This window comes from Burkholderia humptydooensis (assembly GCF_001513745.1).
In the GTDB taxonomy this organism is placed as follows: domain Bacteria; phylum Pseudomonadota; class Gammaproteobacteria; order Burkholderiales; family Burkholderiaceae; genus Burkholderia; species Burkholderia humptydooensis.
The window spans coordinates 3,340,063-3,355,318 of the sequence record NZ_CP013380.1; the positions used below are offsets into that span (position 1 = coordinate 3,340,063).

At 70.9% G+C, this 15,256-nt stretch carries 13 protein-coding genes; 4 read left to right on the forward strand and 9 right to left on the reverse strand.

Translation table 11 applies throughout. From position 1 onward, the window contains the following. Positions 1 to 90: 90 nt before the first annotated feature. The gene (gene xylB, locus AQ610_RS14940) at positions 91 to 1,572 is read left to right on the forward strand and encodes a xylulokinase (RefSeq protein ID WP_006024746.1); all 1,482 of its coding nucleotides are present in this window, start codon (positions 91 to 93) and stop codon (positions 1,570 to 1,572) included. Between the two features lie 95 nt (positions 1,573 to 1,667). Further along, entirely contained in the window at positions 1,668 to 2,615 is a 948-nt protein-coding gene (locus AQ610_RS14945; RefSeq protein WP_006024745.1) for a sugar-binding transcriptional regulator, read from the forward strand. A 63-nt stretch (positions 2,616 to 2,678) separates the two neighbouring features. Here AQ610_RS14945 and AQ610_RS14950 read toward each other — a convergent pair whose 3' ends face one another. Both AQ610_RS14950 and AQ610_RS14955 read right to left on the reverse strand, forming a co-directional pair. Next, positions 2,679 to 3,890, reverse strand: a complete 1,212-nt coding sequence (locus tag AQ610_RS14950) for an MFS transporter (protein WP_006024744.1) — start codon at positions 3,888 to 3,890, stop codon at positions 2,679 to 2,681. Next, entirely contained in the window at positions 3,887 to 5,128 is a 1,242-nt protein-coding gene (locus tag AQ610_RS14955; RefSeq protein WP_006024743.1) for a serine hydrolase domain-containing protein, read from the reverse strand. The genes AQ610_RS14950 and AQ610_RS14955 overlap by 4 nt, the downstream gene beginning before the upstream one ends. Positions 5,129 to 5,244: 116 nt before the next feature. On the opposite strand from AQ610_RS14955, the gene AQ610_RS14960 reads away from it, so the two are divergent. Together AQ610_RS14960 and AQ610_RS14965 are read left to right on the forward strand one after the other, a co-directional pair. Next, on the forward strand, positions 5,245 to 6,129 hold the full coding sequence (locus AQ610_RS14960; RefSeq protein WP_009911417.1) for a LysR family transcriptional regulator: 885 nt from the start codon (positions 5,245 to 5,247) through the stop codon (positions 6,127 to 6,129). A gap of 201 nt (positions 6,130 to 6,330) precedes the next feature. Continuing rightward, complete coding sequence (locus AQ610_RS14965; protein WP_006024742.1) at positions 6,331 to 7,641, forward strand: haloacid dehalogenase-like hydrolase; 1,311 nt, start codon at positions 6,331 to 6,333, stop codon at positions 7,639 to 7,641. A gap of 60 nt (positions 7,642 to 7,701) precedes the next feature. Here the strand turns inward: AQ610_RS14965 and AQ610_RS14970 are convergent, their stop codons facing one another. The 7 genes from AQ610_RS14970 to AQ610_RS15000 all read right to left on the reverse strand — a co-directional run bounded on the left by AQ610_RS14970 (position 7,702) and on the right by AQ610_RS15000 (position 15,253). Further along, complete coding sequence (locus tag AQ610_RS14970) at positions 7,702 to 8,814, reverse strand: ABC transporter ATP-binding protein (protein ID WP_006024741.1); 1,113 nt, start codon at positions 8,812 to 8,814, stop codon at positions 7,702 to 7,704. Between the two features lie 60 nt (positions 8,815 to 8,874). After that, the gene (locus AQ610_RS14975) at positions 8,875 to 9,573 is read right to left on the reverse strand and encodes an HAD family hydrolase (RefSeq protein ID WP_006024740.1); all 699 of its coding nucleotides are present in this window, start codon (positions 9,571 to 9,573) and stop codon (positions 8,875 to 8,877) included. Beyond that, positions 9,570 to 10,448: a carbohydrate ABC transporter permease gene (locus AQ610_RS14980; protein WP_006024739.1), complete on the reverse strand. Its 879-nt coding sequence runs from the start codon at positions 10,446 to 10,448 to the stop codon at positions 9,570 to 9,572. Before AQ610_RS14980 ends, AQ610_RS14975 begins: the two co-directional genes overlap by 4 nt. Continuing rightward, positions 10,445 to 11,389, reverse strand: a complete 945-nt coding sequence (locus tag AQ610_RS14985; RefSeq protein WP_043282038.1) for a carbohydrate ABC transporter permease — start codon at positions 11,387 to 11,389, stop codon at positions 10,445 to 10,447. The genes AQ610_RS14980 and AQ610_RS14985 overlap by 4 nt, the downstream gene beginning before the upstream one ends. A 107-nt stretch (positions 11,390 to 11,496) precedes the next feature. Further along, positions 11,497 to 12,825, reverse strand: coding sequence for an ABC transporter substrate-binding protein (locus AQ610_RS14990; RefSeq protein ID WP_006024737.1), 1,329 nt, complete (start codon positions 12,823 to 12,825; stop codon positions 11,497 to 11,499). Positions 12,826 to 12,875: 50 nt separating this feature from the next. Beyond that, positions 12,876 to 14,309: a D-tagatose-bisphosphate aldolase, class II, non-catalytic subunit gene (locus AQ610_RS14995; RefSeq protein WP_009911410.1), complete on the reverse strand. Its 1,434-nt coding sequence runs from the start codon at positions 14,307 to 14,309 to the stop codon at positions 12,876 to 12,878. Then, positions 14,297 to 15,253 (reverse strand): sugar kinase, encoded by a 957-nt coding sequence (locus AQ610_RS15000; protein ID WP_006024735.1) that lies wholly within the window; start codon positions 15,251 to 15,253, stop codon positions 14,297 to 14,299. The genes AQ610_RS14995 and AQ610_RS15000 overlap by 13 nt, the downstream gene beginning before the upstream one ends. Positions 15,254 to 15,256 lie beyond the last annotated feature (3 nt).

The following is a 15,256-nucleotide window of genomic DNA, read 5'->3' on the forward strand; positions in this document are numbered from 1 at the left end:
CGCGCGTCACTCGGGTCAAATCGCCATTGGCACGGCGGCGGGCGCGCGGCTAAAGTAGCGGCTTCCCGTCGACGCATCGTTTTTCGCCCCATGTATCTCGGCATCGATCTCGGCACCTCTGAAGTGAAGGTGCTGCTGCTTTCGCCCGACGGCGGCGTCGTCGGCACGGCGGGCACGCCGTTTACCGTCGAGCGCGCGCATCCGCGCTGGGCCGAGCAGCATCCGGACGACTGGTGGACGGGCACGCTCGCCGCGCTCGCCGCGTTGCGCGCGCAACATCCGCGGGCGTTCGCCGCGGTGCGGAGCATCGGACTGTCCGGCCAGATGCACGGCGCGGTGCTGCTCGATCGCGACGATCGCGTGCTGCGCCCCGCGATCCTCTGGAACGACATGCGCTGCGCCGACGAATGCGCGGAATTCGAGGCGCGCGCGCCCGGCCTGCACGCGATCGCCGGCAATCTCGCGATGCCGGGCTTCACCGCGCCGAAGCTGCTGTGGGTCGCGCGGCACGAGCCCGACGTGTTCCGCGCGATCGCCTGCGTGCTGATGCCGAAGGATTATCTGCGCCTGAAGCTCACGGGCGCGAAGGTGTCCGATCCGTCCGACGCGGCGGGCACGCTGTGGCTCGACGCCGCGCGGCGCGACTGGTCCGACGCGCTCCTCGCCGCGGGCGGCATGACGCGCGCGCAGATGCCGAGGATCGTCGAAGGCAACGCGCCGTCCGGCACGCTGCGCGCGGACGTCGCGCGCGCGCTCGGGCTCGCCGAAGCGGTCGTCGTCGCGGGCGGCGGCGGCGACAACGCGACGAGCGCGCTCGGCATCGGCGCGACGCAGCCGGGCGACGGCTTCGTGTCGCTCGGCACGTCGGGCGTGCTGAGCGTCGTCGGCGACCGCTTCCGGCCGAACCCCGCGTCGGCCGTCCACGCGTTCTGCCATGCGATTCCCGACCGCTGGCAGCAGATGAGCGTCGTGCTGTCGGCGGCGAGCTGCCTGCGCTGGGTCTGCAAGCTCACGTCGACCGACGAGCCGGCGCTCCTCGCCGAAATCGCCGCGCTCGATCCCGCCGCGTGCGAGAACGCGCCGATCTTCCTGCCCTATCTGTCCGGCGAGCGCACGCCGCACAACGATCCGTACGCGCAAGGCGTGTTCTTCGGGATGACGCACGGCACCGATCGCGCGCTCCTCGGCTACGCGGTGCTCGAAGGCGTGACGCTCGCGCTCGCCGACGGCTTCGACGCGCTGATCGCGGGCGGCACGCAGACCGACGCGCTGTCGCTGATCGGCGGCGGCGCGCGAAGCGCGTACTGGGCGCAACTGATCGCCGACGCGCTCGGCGTGCGCACGCGCCGCCACGGCGGCGGCGAGACGGGCGCGGCGCTCGGCGCGGCGCGGCTCGGCTGGCTCGCGGTTGGCGGCGACGCGCACGACGTGCTGGCGAAGCCGCCGCTGCGCGACGAATTCGCGCCGAACGCGGGCCGTCACGCGGCGCTGCGCGCGCGGCTCGACACGTTGCGCGCGCTGTACCGGCACGTGCGGCCGCTCTTCGAGCCGTCGCGCGCGCGGCTCGCGTGAGCGCGGTGCGCTACAGTGCGAGTTTTCCCCGCGCGTGGCGGGCATCGGGCCGGCCTGATGCCCGTCGCGCGCGCCCGACCTGAGATTCCGCCATCGTGTCCAAGTCCTCCGAAAAACTCGATCTCGCGACGCGCGCCGCCTGGCTCTACTACGTCGCGGGCGACACGCAGAACGAAATCGCCGAGAAGCTGCAGGTGTCGCGCCCCGTCGCGCAGCGCCTCGTCGCGTTCGCGGTCGAGAAGAACCTGATTCGCGTGCGCGTCGACCATCGCGTCGCCGATTGCCTCGATCTCGCCGCGCAGCTATCGAAGCGCTACGGCCTCGCGATGTGCGAAGTCGTGCCGATCGACGGCGACGCGCCCGACGCGATCGACCGCAAGCTCGCGGTCGCGGGCGCGCAGGTGATGGAGCGCTATCTGAACGAAGAGAAGCCGATGGTGGTCGCGGTCAGCAGCGGCCGCACGCTGAAGGCCGCCGTCGCGCAGATCGCGCAGCTCGAGCGGCCGCAGCACCGGCTCGTGTCGATGGTGGGCGCGATCGCGCAGGACGGCTCGTCGAACCCATACGACGTCGCGCAGCACATCTCCGAGAAGACGGGCGGCAAGCACTTCCTGCTGCCCGCGCCGCTCTTCGCGGACAGCGAGGCCGAGCGCGCGCAGTGGTGCAATCACCGGCTGTACCGGATCGTCGAGAAGCTGTCGGCGCAGGCCGACGTCGCGTTCGTCGGCGTCGGCAACATCGGCGCGCACTGCCCGCTGTTCGAGGACGGCTTCATCACCGAGGGCGAGCTCAACGAGATGGTCGAACTCGGCGCGGTGGCCGAGATGCTCGGCCTGCCGATCGACGCGCAGGGGCGGCCGATCGTCGCGTCGACGAGCACGCGCGTGACGAGCGTCGCGCTCGACGCGCCGCCGTTGCGCCCCACGATCGGCTTCGCGGGCGGGCCGCGCAAGCGCGCCGCGGTGCTCGCCGCGCTGCGCGGCCGGTGGCTGTCGGGGCTCGTGACCGACGAGACCTGCGCGCGCGCCGCGCTCGCCGAGTAATCGCGCCGGGCGCGTCAACCGATTCAACCGATTCCGCCGGGCCAACCGCGCGCATCGCGCCCGTCACGACGCGCGCGCCGCCGGAAACCCGTGGCGGCGCGCGCGCCACGCGCCGAACCACGCGGGCACGAGAAGCGCGACGAGCGCCCACGGCATCACGCCCGCGCCGAACCGCTCGAGCAGCACGCCGCCCGCGACGCCCCCGCCCGCGATCGCGAGATTCCAGACCGTGACGATCATCGATTGCGCGACGTCGGCCGCGTCGCCCGCCGCGTTCGCCGACGCGGTCTGGAAGATCGTCGCCGCGCCGCCGAACGTGAGCCCCCAGGCGGCGACGCTCGCGTAGACGATGACGGGCGATGCGCTCGCCACGCCGAGCAACGCGGACGCGAGCGCGAAGAGCGCGATGCTCGCGAGCGCGAGCCGCCGCAGCCCATTGCCGATCCACGCGCCCGTCAGCCCGATTCCGACGAACGACGCCGCGCCGAACGCGAACAGCGCCGCGTCGATCCGCGCGCCCATTCCCGCGCTCGCGAGAAACGGCGCGATGTACGTGTAGAGGATGTTGTGCGCGAGCACGTAAGCGAACATCACCGTCAGCACGGGCCGCACGCCCGGCACCATCAGCACGCGGCCGATCGGCAGCCGCTCGCCGGACGGCTGCCCCGGCGCATCGGGCAGGCTCGCGCACACCCACCCGATCAGCGCGAGCGTGAGCGCCGTCACGCCGGCGAACGTCGCGCGCCAGCCGAGCGCCGCGCCAAGCGTCGTGCCGAGCGGAATGCCGATCGACATCGCAACCGGCGCGCCGAGCATCGCGATCGCGATCGCGCGGCCACGCAGCCGTTCATCGACCATCCGGCTCGCGTAGCCCGCGAGCAGCGCCCACAGCAGCCCGGCCGCGATGCCCGCGACGAAGCGCGCGGCGAGGACGAGCGCGTAATGCGCCGACGCGGCCGTCGCCGTGTTCGCGACGACGAAGCCCGCGAGCGCGACGAGCAGGAGCGGCCGCCGGCGCATGCCGCGCGTCACCGCGACGAGCGGAATCGCCGCGACGATCGAGCCGATCGCATAGACAGTGACGAGCTGGCCGACGAGCGCCTCGGACACGCGCAGATCGCGGCCCATCAGCGGCAGCAGCCCGGCGGGCAGCGCCTCGGTCACGATCGTGATGAAGCCCGCCGTCGCGAGCGCGAGCAGGCCCGCGAGCGGCAGGCGCGCGGCCGCGCGCGACGGCAGCGCGAAGCCGGCGGATGGCGTCGTGCAGTCGCTCATGCCGCCCGCTCCCGCGCGGCGGACACCGCGCCGTACACCGCGTCGCGCACGTCGGCGACGAAGCGTCCCGACATCCCCTCGTAAGCGGTATTGGTGAGCGCGACGACGCTCAGGCCGGCCGCGCGGTCGACGAACCACGCGTGTCCATACGCGCCGCCCCAGCGCCACGTGCCGACGGATTCGGGCGATCGCGCGGCGGCCGGGTCGCGCAGCACCGAGAATCCGAGCCCGAAGCCGTAGCCGGGCGCCGTCGGCAGATCGGCCGCGCCCGGCTGGATGCGCGCCATCTCGTCGATCCGCGCGGCGGGCAGCCAGCCGTCGCCCCCGGTGCGCAGCGCCTCGATCAGCGCGAGGACATCAGGCGCCGTGCCGGCCATCCCGGCGCCGCCCGATGCGAACGCATGCGGATCGAGCGCGCGGGCGGGCTCGAAGCGGATGCCGACCGTATCGGGAAATGGCGCCGCGATCTCGAGCGCCGCCATGCGCCGCGGCTCGCCCGACGTGGCGACGCCCGACGTGGCGACGCCCGCCGCGCCGACATCCGCCTCCGCGACGCCCGCCGCGTCCACACACGCCGCCGCGAGCCGCGCCGCGTCGTGCGCGTAAAAGCGCGTGTCGACCATGCCGAGCGGCGTCGTCACGAGCTCGGCCACCGCGTCTTCTAGCGGCTTGTCGCACACGGCCTCAAGCAGCGCGCCGAGCACGTCGATCGCGAGCGAATACGCCCATGATGTGCCGGGCGCGTACTGCAGCGGCACGCTCGCGATGCGGCGCAGGTTCTCGGCGAGCGAGATGCCCGCGCGATCCATGCCGTCCGACACGCCGGCGCGCGCATACGGGCCGCGCTCGTCGGCTTCGAGAAAGCGGTAGCCGAGGCCCGCCGTGTGCGACAGCAGATGCCGCGCCGTGATGCGCGCCGGGCGGCCGTCCGGCAGCCGCGGCGCGAACTCGGGCAGCCAGCGCGTGATGCTCGCGTCGAGATCGAGCTTGCCCGCCGCGACGGCGCGCATCGCCGCCGCCGACACGATCGGCTTCGACACCGACGCGAACCGGAACAGCGTGTCTTCGCGCATCGGCGCGCCGGCCTCGCGATCGGCCAGCCCCGCCGCGCGCCGATACGCAAGCTCGCCCCGCCGCGCGACGAGCACGACCGCGCCGACGACACGCCGCTCGGCAAGCGCGGCGTCGATGGCCGCGTCGACGCGCTCGCCGAGCGCGGACGACGATGAAAGAGTCATGGCGCTTCCCCGTGAAATGGATGGAGCGCTCATGGTAGGCAGCCGGCGAATGAAGAAAAACTAGGATAGAGTTCCTGACACTGCGGACATTGGTGTCCGTAATCGGGAGCGGCCGGATGGAAAGCCTGAGCGGGTTCGTCGTCTTCGTGCAGGTCGCCGAGACCCGCAGCTTCGTCGCGGCCGCGCGCGCGCTCGGCGTGTCCGCATCGGCTGTCGGCAAGCGGATCGCGCGGCTCGAGGCGCGCCTGAACGTGCGCCTGTTCCATCGCAGCACGCGCAGCATCGCGTTGACCGCGGAGGGCACGCGCTTTCTCGAGCGATGCCGGCGCGTGCTCGCGGAAATCGAGGAGGCGCAGCAGGAGCTGTCGCGCAGCGCGCACGCGCCGAGCGGCCGGCTGCGCGTGAGCCTGCCCGCGCTCAGCTCGCCCGTGCTGCCCGTGCTGGCCGACTTCATGGCGGCGTACCCGGACATCCAGCTCGATCTCGATTTCACCGACCGGCTCGTCGACGTGATCGACGAAGGCTTCGACGCGGTCGTGCGCGGCGGCGAGCCGCACGATTCGCGGCTGTCGGCGCGGCGGCTCGGCACGTTCTCGCAGGTCGTCGTCGGCTCGCCCGACTATTTCGCGCGCCACGGCGCGCCGCGCACGCCCGCCGATCTCGCGCGCCATGCGTGCCTGCTCTACCGCTTCCCGACCACCGGCAAGCTCGAGCGCTGGCCGCTGCGGCCCGCGCCGGGCGACGCCGACGTCGAGCTGCCGAAATCGATGATCTGCAACAACGTCGAGACGCGCGTGTGCTTCGCGATTCGCGGCCGCGGGCTCGCGTGCGTGCCGGATTTCGCGGTGCGCGACGAGCTCGCGAGCGGCAGGCTGCGCACGGCGCTCGACGAATATGTCGAGCGCTCGCAGTCGTTCCACGTGCTGTGGCCGTCGGGGCGGCACGCTTCGCCGAAGCTGCGCGCGTTCGTCGATTTCATCGCCGGACGCATGTTCGCGTAGGCACGCGCGCGGCTTCGCGGCCGCGCCGCGCGGAGCAAGCCGCGCGCGTCGGTCGCATTTCGACATCCGGATGTCCGATTTCGTCGGGCGCGCCGTTTTATGGGCGACGATGCTGGGCGGCACCCGCCTGTTCCGGCGGATCAGCGGGCGGCCGCGCGGTCCGCCCGGCTTCGGCGTGCGAATCCCCCTTCGGAGAACTCGATGAAAACAGGACGTCGACACTTCGTGCGCTCGGTCGCGAGCGCCTCGGCCGCGCTCGCGGCTGCCGCATGGTCCCCGGCGCGCGCCGCATCCGGCGCGCCCGACGCATCCGCCCCGCCCGCGGCCCCGCTGTCGCTCACGCCCGGCCGCTGGTCGCCGAACAACGTCGCGCGGCTGCGCGCGGTGCTCGCCGAGCATGGCGCGTCGAGCCCGCGCTACCGCGCCGAGCGCCGCCCGTACGCAGTGTTCGACTGGGACAACACGAGCATCATGAACGACTGCGAAGAGGCGTTGCTGATGCATCAGATCGACGGGCTGCACTACCGGCTGACGCCCGGGCAGTTCGCCGCGATCCTGCGCCAGGGCGTGCCCGACGGCCCGTTCGACGCGAAGCTCGGCTATACGACCGTCGACGGCAAGCCCGTGCGGATGGAGGACATCGCGGCCGACGTCGACGCCGATTACCGGTGGCTGCACGCGAACTACCGGGGCCTCGCCGGCGACAAGCCGCTCGACGAGATCCGACGCAGCGAGCGGTTCCTGGATTTCCGCGCGAAGCTCTACTTCATGTACGACGCGATCTGCGACACGTACCCGGTCGAGATAGGCTACAAGTGGATCATGTACTGGTATGCGGGAATGACGCGCGACGAGTTGCAGGCGATGGCGTTCGACAGCAACCTCGCGAATCTCGGCGACGCGCTGCGCAAGATCACCTACGAAAGCTCGCGCGCGCTGCCGGGCAAGGCGGGCGTCATTGCCGCGACGCACTTCCATGGCATCCGCATCCACGAGGAAATCCGCGCGGTGATGGACACGCTGCGCTCGAACGGCATCGACGTGTACATCAGCACCGCGTCGCTCGACGACGTCGTGCGCGTGTTCGCGGGCCATCCGGCGTTCGGCTACGGCGTGCCCGCCGAGAACGTGATCGGCATGCGGCTCGTCATGGCGGACGGCAAGTACGTCAACGAATACCTGCCGAACTGGCACTTCAACTACGGGCCGGGCAAGACGGTCGGCATCCGCCGCGAACTGGAGTCGAAGAAGGGCTACGGGCCGCTCTTCGTATTCGGCGACAGCGACGGCGACGCGTGGATGCTGCGCGACTTCGCCGACACCGCGGTCGGCGTGATCGTCAACCGGATGAAGAAAGGCGAGATCGGTCTCGACAGCCGCATGGCGGCCGAGCAGATCGGCGCGGCGAACGCGCGTCTCGTGCTGCAGGGGCGCGACGAGAACACTGGGCTGATGGTCGCCGACGAGCGCTCGATCAAGTACGGCAAGCGCGAGCCCAAGCTGCTCGCGTGATCGCGACAGCGCGCGGGCCGCGCGATACGTATCGGGCGGACCGCACGGCCCGCCGCCGCGTCACGCCGCCAACGCGTGCTTCGGCTTGCGCTTGAACGCGCGCCCGTTGGCGTCGAACAGATGGCAGTGCTCGGGCTGCGCGCCGACGCGCAGCCGCTCGCCCGCCCGATGCGTATCGAGCGGCGGAATGCGCGCGATCAGCCCGTCCGGCGCGACGGCCGATTCCGCATACAGATACGCGGCGTCGCCGAGCGATTCGACAGCCATCGTCCGCGCGACGACGCCGTCGCCGCCCGTCACGCCGACGTGCAGGTGCTCGGGCCGGATACCGACCGTCACGCGCTCGCCCGCGCGCAGCGCCGGCGCGTCGACCGCGGCGCGCTGCGTCTCGCCCGATTCGAAGCGCACGAGCACGCCGTCGGCCGACGCCGATTCGACGACGCCCGCGAGAAAATTCATCTTCGGCGAGCCGATGAAGCCCGCGACGAACTGGTTCGCGGGTGCGTGATACAGCTCGTTCGGCGCGCCGACCTGCTGCACGCTGCCCGCCGACAGCACGACGATCTTGTCGGCGAGCGTCATCGCCTCCACCTGGTCGTGCGTCACGTAGATCATCGTCGTCCTCAGCTCGTCGTGCAGCCGCGCGAACTCGAGCCGCATCTTCACGCGCAGCGCCGCGTCGAGGTTCGACAGCGGCTCGTCGAACAGGAACACCTTCGGCTTCCTCGTGATCGCGCGGCCGATCGCGACGCGCTGCCGCTGTCCGCCCGACAGTTGCTTCGGCTTCCTGTCGAGCAGGTGATCGATGTGCAGGATCCTCGCCGCCTGCCTGACCGCGTCGTCGATCTCCTGCTTCTTCGCGCCCGCGAGCTTCAGGCCGAACGCCATGTTGTCGTAGAGCGTCATGTGCGGATAGAGCGCATACGACTGGAACACCATTGCGATGCCGCGCTTCGCGCTCGGCACGTCGTTGACCTTCGCGCCGTCGATCAGCAGGTCGCCGTCCGAGATGTCCTCGAGCCCGGCGATCATCCGCATCAGCGTGGATTTGCCACAGCCGCTCGGCCCGACGAACACGACGAACTCGCCGTCGGCGATGTCGAGATTCACGTTGCGCAGCACTTCGTTGTCGTCGTAGCGCTTGCCGATATTGCGCAGGAGCACGCTTGCCATGATTTGTCTCCGTTCAGTTGTGCGGCCGCGCGGCGCATCGGGCGCGCGCGGCGCAATCGTTCAGTGCGGCTCGACCCCACCCGTCTCGACCCATCGCGAGACGAGGCCGGGCAGCTCGCGCATGTCGTCGAACACGCGCTGCGCGCCGATTCCGCGCAGCGCGTCGACCTGCCGCGGCGACGCGTGGCCGCCGCCGACGAAGCCGAGCACCGTCATGCCCGCCGCCGACGCGGCCGTCACGCCGGTCGCGCTGTCCTCGACGACGAGGCATTGCCGCGGCGCGACACCGAGCGTTTGCGCGGCGGCCAGATAAACATCGGGCGCGGGCTTCGGGCGCGCGACGCCGTCCGCGCAGAACAGGCGCTCGCCGAAGAAGCGCTTGAGGCCCGTGCGGCGCAGCGCGGCGTCGACGTAAGGCCGGCGGCTGTTGCTCGCGCACGCGATCGTCAGATCGATCTGCGCGAGCGCAGCATCGATGCCGTCGACGATCGGCGCCTGAACCGCGGCCGCCTCAACGCTGCGCCGAATCGCTTCGACGTCCGAATCGGCGAGCGCACGGCCTGCGCGCTCGCTCGCGCAGCCGAGCACGCGCTCGGTGCGCAGGCCGAGGAGCGGCATCACGATCGGCCGCGCCGCGACGCCCGGCCAGCGCGCCTCGAGCTCGCGCACGAGCACGTCGGCCGCGATCGTCTCGCTGTCGATCAGCACGCCGTCGCAATCGCAGACGAGCACGCGCGCGTCGTTCGCGTCTGTCGTCATTTGACCGCCCCGAACGTGAGGCCGCGCACGAGCTGCTTCTGCGACAGCCAGCCGACGACGAGGATCGGCGCGACCGCGAGCAGCGACGCCGCCGACAGCTTCGCCCAGAAGAGCCCTTCCGGGCTCGAATACGACGCGATGAACACGGTCAGCGGCGCGGCGTTCGAGCTCGACAGATTGATGCTCCAGAACGCCTCGTTCCACGACAGGATCACGAGCAGCAGCGCGGTCGACGCGAGGCCCGGCAGCGCCATCGGCATCAGCAGATAGACGATCTCCTGCCACGTCGACGCGCCGTCGATGCGCCCCGCCTCGAGGATGTCCTTCGGAATCTCGTTGAAGTACGTGAACGTCATCCACACCGCGATCGGCAGGTTGATCAGCGTGTAGACGATCACGAGCCCCGAGACGGTATCGAGCAGCCCCGCGTTCTTCCACATCAGATAGATCGGCACGAGCACGCCGACGGACGGCATCATCTTCGTCGACAGCATCCACAGCAGCACTTTCTGCGTGCGCCTGCCCGGAAAGAACGCCATCGCGTACGCGGCGGGCACGGCGAAGAGCAGGCAGATCACGGTCACGCCCGCCGAGATCAGCACCGAGTTCCACGCGAACGCGAAGTAGTTGCTGCGCGCGAACACCTCGCGGAAGCTGTCGAGCGTCGGCACGAAGAAGAGCGCCGACGAATACGCCTGCTGCTCGGTCTTGAACGCGGTGATCGCCATCCAGAAGATCGGGAAGAACAGCGCGAGCGCGACGAGCCACGCGAGCACGCCGGGCAGCGCGCGCCTCACCGCGCCAAGCGCGGCGGGCAGCCCGCCGCCCGCGCCGCGCGGCGCGCCGTGTGAAGTCGATGCGGTCAGATCGCTCATGCTTCGTACTCCCCTTTCAGATTCCGCGCGAGCATTCTCACGAGGAAGAACGACACGACGTTCGCGAGCACGACGGCGAGAATGCCGCCCGCCGACGCGAGCCCGACGTCGAACTGCTGCAGCCCGAGCGCATAGATCAGGTACGACAGGTTCGTCGTCGCGTCGCCCGGGCCGCCGCCCGTGGTCGTATAGATTTCCGCGAAGATCGACAGCAGGAAGATCGTCTCCATCATCACGACGACCGCGATCGCGCGCTTCAGGTGCGGCAGCGTGATGTAGAAGAACATCGCGACGGGGCCCGCGCCGTCGATCCGCGCGGCCTCCTTCTGCTCCTGGTCGAGCGACTGGATCGCGGTGAAAAGAATCAGGAACGCGAACGGCAGCCACTGCCATGCGACGATCATCACGATCGACGTGAGCGGATACTGCGCGAACCAGTCGATCGGCTGCATGCCGAGCGCGCGCATCGCGCGCGCGACGAGCCCGTACACCGGATGCAGGATCATGTTCTTCCAGATGAGCGCCGACACCGTCGGCATCACGAAGAACGGCGCGATCGCGATGAGGCGCGCGACGCCCTGCCCGTAGAACTTGCGGTCGAACAGCACGGCCATCAGCACGCCGCCCGCGACCGTGATCGCGAGCACCGAGCCGATCAGCGCGAGCGTATGCCAGATCGCGGGCAAAAACGACGGATCGGTCGCGAGGAAGCGGTAGTTGTCGAGGCCCGCGAAACCCTTGACGTCGGGATTCAGCAAGTTGTAGCGCGTGAGCGAGAACCAGATCGTCATCGCAAGCGGAATCGCCATCCACAGGAACAGCACGGCGACGGACGGCGCGGCGAGCCAGCGCGCCGGCTTGCCGCGCGCGCGCTCGTCGGCAACGGGCCCCGCGTCGCCGAGCGACGCCGAGTGAGCGAGAGGAAGACGTAAGTGACGCATGATCGGGACCACCTCTTTCGATGCGCGGGCGCGCACCCCGCTTGCCGCCCGCGCTGCTGCGATGCCGTGCGCGCCGCGCCCGCATCGGGCGCCGCGCGCGCGGCGCTTCACTTCCGGTAGCCGGCCTGGCGCACCGCGCGGTCGGCCGCCGCCTGCCCCGCGGCGAGCGCCTGATCGACGCTCATCTGGCCCGCGACCGCCCCCGCGATCGCCTGGCCGACCACCGTGCCGAACGACTGGAATTCAGGAATCCCGACGTACTGGACGCCCGTGTACGGCACCTTCTTCAGCGACGGATCGGTCGGATCGGCGGTCTGGATCGCCTTCAGCACGAAATCGGAGAACGGCGCGGCGGCCTTGTACTCGGCGCGCTGATAGGTCGACTGGCGCGTGCCCGGCGGCACCGACGCCCAGCCCTCGTCCTTGCCGACCATCTCGACGTACTGCTTCGACGTCGCCCACGTGACGAACTTCTTCGCCGCGTCCTGCTGCTTCGATGTCTTCGGAATCGCGAGCGCCCACGCCCACAGCCAATGCGAGCCCTTCGGCGTGACGGCCACCGGCGCCGCCGCGAAGCCGATCCTGTCCGCGACCTGCGACTGCTGCTTGTTGTACAGCATGCCGGCGGCGACCGTCGCGTCGATCCACATCGCGCACTTGCCCGACGCGGTGAGCGTCAGGTTCTCGTTGAAGCCGTTCGAGCTCGCGCCCGGCGGCCCGTTCTTCTTCAGCAGGTTCACGTAGAAGTTGATCGCCTTCTTCCACTCGGGCGACGTGAGCTGCGCGTTCCAGTTCTCGTCGAACCAGCGGCCGCCGAACGTGTTGACGACCGTCGACACGTACGCCATGTTCTCGCCCCAGCCCGCCTTGCCGCGCAGGCAGATCCCGTAGGTGCCGTTCGCGCGGTCGGTCAGCTTGTCGGCGAATTCGGCGATCTGGTCGTAGGTCGGCTGCTCGGGCATCTTCAGGCCCTTCGCCGCGAACAGATCTTTCCGGTAAAACGTCATCGAGCTCTCGACGTAGAACGGCAGCGCGTAAAGCTGGCCGTTGTACGACAGCGAATCCCGCGCCGTCTTGATCACGTCGTTCAGGTCGTAATCGGCGGAGAGGTTCGTCATCGGCGCGAGCCAGCCGCGCTTGCCCCACTGCGGCGCCTCGTACGTGCCGATCGCCATCACGTCGAACTGGCCGCTGCCCGTCGTGATGTCGGTCGTCGCGCGCTGGCGCAGCACGTTCTCCTCGAGGATCACCCAGTTGAGCCGGATGTCCGGGTTCGCCCTCTCGAACGCGGACGACAGCTTCTTCAGCTCGATCATGTCCGGGTTGTTGAGCGTCGCGATCGTCAGCGTCGCCGCCTGCGCGGCGAGCGCCGGCGACGCGAGCGCGACGAGCGCGGCAACGCGTGCGGCGGCGGCGATGAGCGTCTTTCGTTGCATGGCATGTCTCCTGTTTTGATATCGTGTTGCCGCCCGGCGGGCGGACTGCTTCAAGCGCTTTGCTGCATCCCGCACGCGCGCGCGTAGCGCGAGATCACGTCCCGGACCCGGTGGCGCACCCACGCGACGGGCTCGCGCGCGAGCGCGCCGCGCCGGCATGCCGCGTACACGTCGGGCAGCCATTGCGCGACGAGCGTCTCGGGCGGCGCGCGGCGCGCGAGGTTGTCGAAAAGGCGCTCGAGCGCCGCCGCGACCGCGGGCTGCAGCCAGTAATAGCGAATCCGGTCACTGTAGCTGAACTGGCGCGCGATCCGCTGCGCGAGCGCGTCGCCGCGGTAATACGGCGCCCAGTATTCGGGGCGCTCGCGCATCGCCGCGTCGATCACGTCGCGCAGTTGCGAGCGCTTGGACGCGTCGTCGAAGAGCGCGTCCTCGATGTAGGTCAGCGCGAACAGCGCCTCGCGCAGCGCGAACGTCAGCGCCGGCCCGACCTTCAGGATCGCGAAGTGATCGCGCACGAGCGCGGCGAGCGCGCCTTCCGTCTGATAGTCGGTCGAATGCGCTTCGAACACGAGCGGCGGCGTGCGCAGGATGCTCGCGCCGAGCGCGGCCGCGCGCGCCGGATCGTAGTCGAGCACGCGGCGATCGTCGAAATCGACGCCCGGCTGCGCGACGATCGCGATCACGCGCGACCATGCATGCTGCAAGCCGCGCCGCGCGAAGGCGTCGCGGTGCGCGGCGAGCGTCGCGCTCACGCTGTCGGCGCGCGTGACTTCGATCTGCGAAAACGCGCCGCCGCCATCGGCCGCCTCGCCGTGCACATCGCGCGCATCGCACGCCGGCCGATTCGCTTCGTCGTCCGCATCGTTGGCCGTGCCCGTTGCCGCCGCGCTCACCTCGCCGCCCGGCGTCGGCACCTCGGTGCCGATCACGTAGACGGGCGATACGCCCGCCACGGCCGCCGCTTCCTCGGCGGCCGCGCACAACTGCGCGGCGCGCTCGGCGATCGTCTCGTCGGACAGCGGCGCGGCGTCGTCCGCGCACGCCATGCTCGCGTCGAGATGGATCTTCGTGAAGCCCGCGCCGACGTACGCGGCGACCATCGCCCGCGCCTCGCGCATCGCATCGCGCGCGGCGAGATGCCGCCACGGATTCGGGCCGAGATGATCGCCGCCGAGAATCAGCGCCTGCGCCGGAAAGCCCGCGTCGCGCGCGAGCGCGTCGACGTCGCGCCGGAAATCCGCGGGCGTCATCCCGGTATAGCCGCCGCGATGATTGACCTGATTGCAGGTCGCCTCGACGAGCAGCGGCGATTCGTCGGCGCGCGCCGCTTCGAACGCCGCTTCGAGCACGAGGCGATGCGCGCTGCATACCGAATAGATGCCGCTCGCGCGGCCCGCGCGATTCGCGTCGAAGATCTCGCGCAGCAACTGCGCGTGGTCGCTCGCGCGCGGGCGTTCGGCGACCGTGCTCACGCTGCGCATCGCACACCCCGCTCGGCGAGAAAACGGTCGATGTCGTCCGGCATGCTGTTGCCCTCCATCGGCCCGACGCGCGACACCGCAAGCGCGCCCGCCGCATTCGCGCGCGCGAGCGCGGTCGCGACGGGCAGCCCCGCGATCGTGCACGCGACGAACGTGCCGCCGAAACAGTCGCCCGCGCCCGTCGGATCGATTTCGACGGTCTCGTAGGCGGGCGCGGCGACGCTGCCCGTGCGGTCGAACGCGGCGCTGCCCGCCGCGCCGCGCTTGAGCACGACGCGCTCGAGAAGCGGATGCGTCGCGAGCAGCCCCGCGATCGCGCGCTCGGCCGGCTGCGGTCCGCAGAAGAACGGCAGATCGGCCTCGCTCGGCAGGAACAGGTGGCACGCGTCGAGCATGTCGTGCAGCGCCGCGCGCATCGGCGCGAACGCGAGCATCTCGGCGCGCACGTTCGGATCGAACGAGATCTTTGCGCCGACGCGCGCCGCCTCGATCACGCCGCGCTTGACCGCGGCGATCGCGTTCTCGCTCGTGAGCGACGAGCCCATCACGTGGAAATAGCGGCAGCCCGCGAACATCGACGGATCGACGTCGGCCGGCTCGAGCAGCGCGCTCGCGCTGCCTTCGATGCTGAACATGAATTGCCGGCCGCCGTCCGCGCGATACGCGACGCACGCGATGCCCGTGGGCCGCGCGGCGCGGCGGATGCGCGCGACGTCGACGCCGTGGCCCGCGAGTCGCGCGACGATCGCGTCGCCGAACGCGTCGCGGCCGACGCAGCCCGCATACGCGACCGACGCGCCCATGCGCGCCGCCTGATCGGCGAAGATCGCGGGCGCGCCGCTCGGGAACGGGCCGGCGAACTCGCCCGGCGCGTCGAAGCCCTGGCCGCGCTTCGCGGCGACGAATTCGGCGAGCAGCTCGCCCGCGGCGACGATCGCGGCCATGAT

Coding starts and splice junctions, on each gene's coding strand:
- AQ610_RS14980 (WP_006024739.1), bottom strand. CDS start 10,448: ATGAGCGATCTGACCGCATCGACTTCACACGGCGCGCCGCGCGGCGCG.
- AQ610_RS14985 (WP_043282038.1), bottom strand. CDS start 11,389: ATGCGTCACTTACGTCTTCCTCTCGCTCACTCGGCGTCGCTCGGCGAC.
- AQ610_RS14965 (WP_006024742.1), top strand. CDS start 6,331: ATGAAAACAGGACGTCGACACTTCGTGCGCTCGGTCGCGAGCGCCTCG.
- AQ610_RS15000 (WP_006024735.1), bottom strand. CDS start 15,253: ATGGCCGCGATCGTCGCCGCGGGCGAGCTGCTCGCCGAATTCGTCGCC.
- AQ610_RS14990 (WP_006024737.1), bottom strand. CDS start 12,825: ATGCAACGAAAGACGCTCATCGCCGCCGCCGCACGCGTTGCCGCGCTC.
- AQ610_RS14975 (WP_006024740.1), bottom strand. CDS start 9,573: ATGACGACAGACGCGAACGACGCGCGCGTGCTCGTCTGCGATTGCGAC.
- xylB (WP_006024746.1), top strand. CDS start 91: ATGTATCTCGGCATCGATCTCGGCACCTCTGAAGTGAAGGTGCTGCTG.
- AQ610_RS14950 (WP_006024744.1), bottom strand. CDS start 3,890: ATGAGCGACTGCACGACGCCATCCGCCGGCTTCGCGCTGCCGTCGCGC.
- AQ610_RS14970 (WP_006024741.1), bottom strand. CDS start 8,814: ATGGCAAGCGTGCTCCTGCGCAATATCGGCAAGCGCTACGACGACAAC.
- AQ610_RS14995 (WP_009911410.1), bottom strand. CDS start 14,309: ATGCGCAGCGTGAGCACGGTCGCCGAACGCCCGCGCGCGAGCGACCAC.
- AQ610_RS14960 (WP_009911417.1), top strand. CDS start 5,245: ATGGAAAGCCTGAGCGGGTTCGTCGTCTTCGTGCAGGTCGCCGAGACC.
- AQ610_RS14955 (WP_006024743.1), bottom strand. CDS start 5,128: ATGACTCTTTCATCGTCGTCCGCGCTCGGCGAGCGCGTCGACGCGGCC.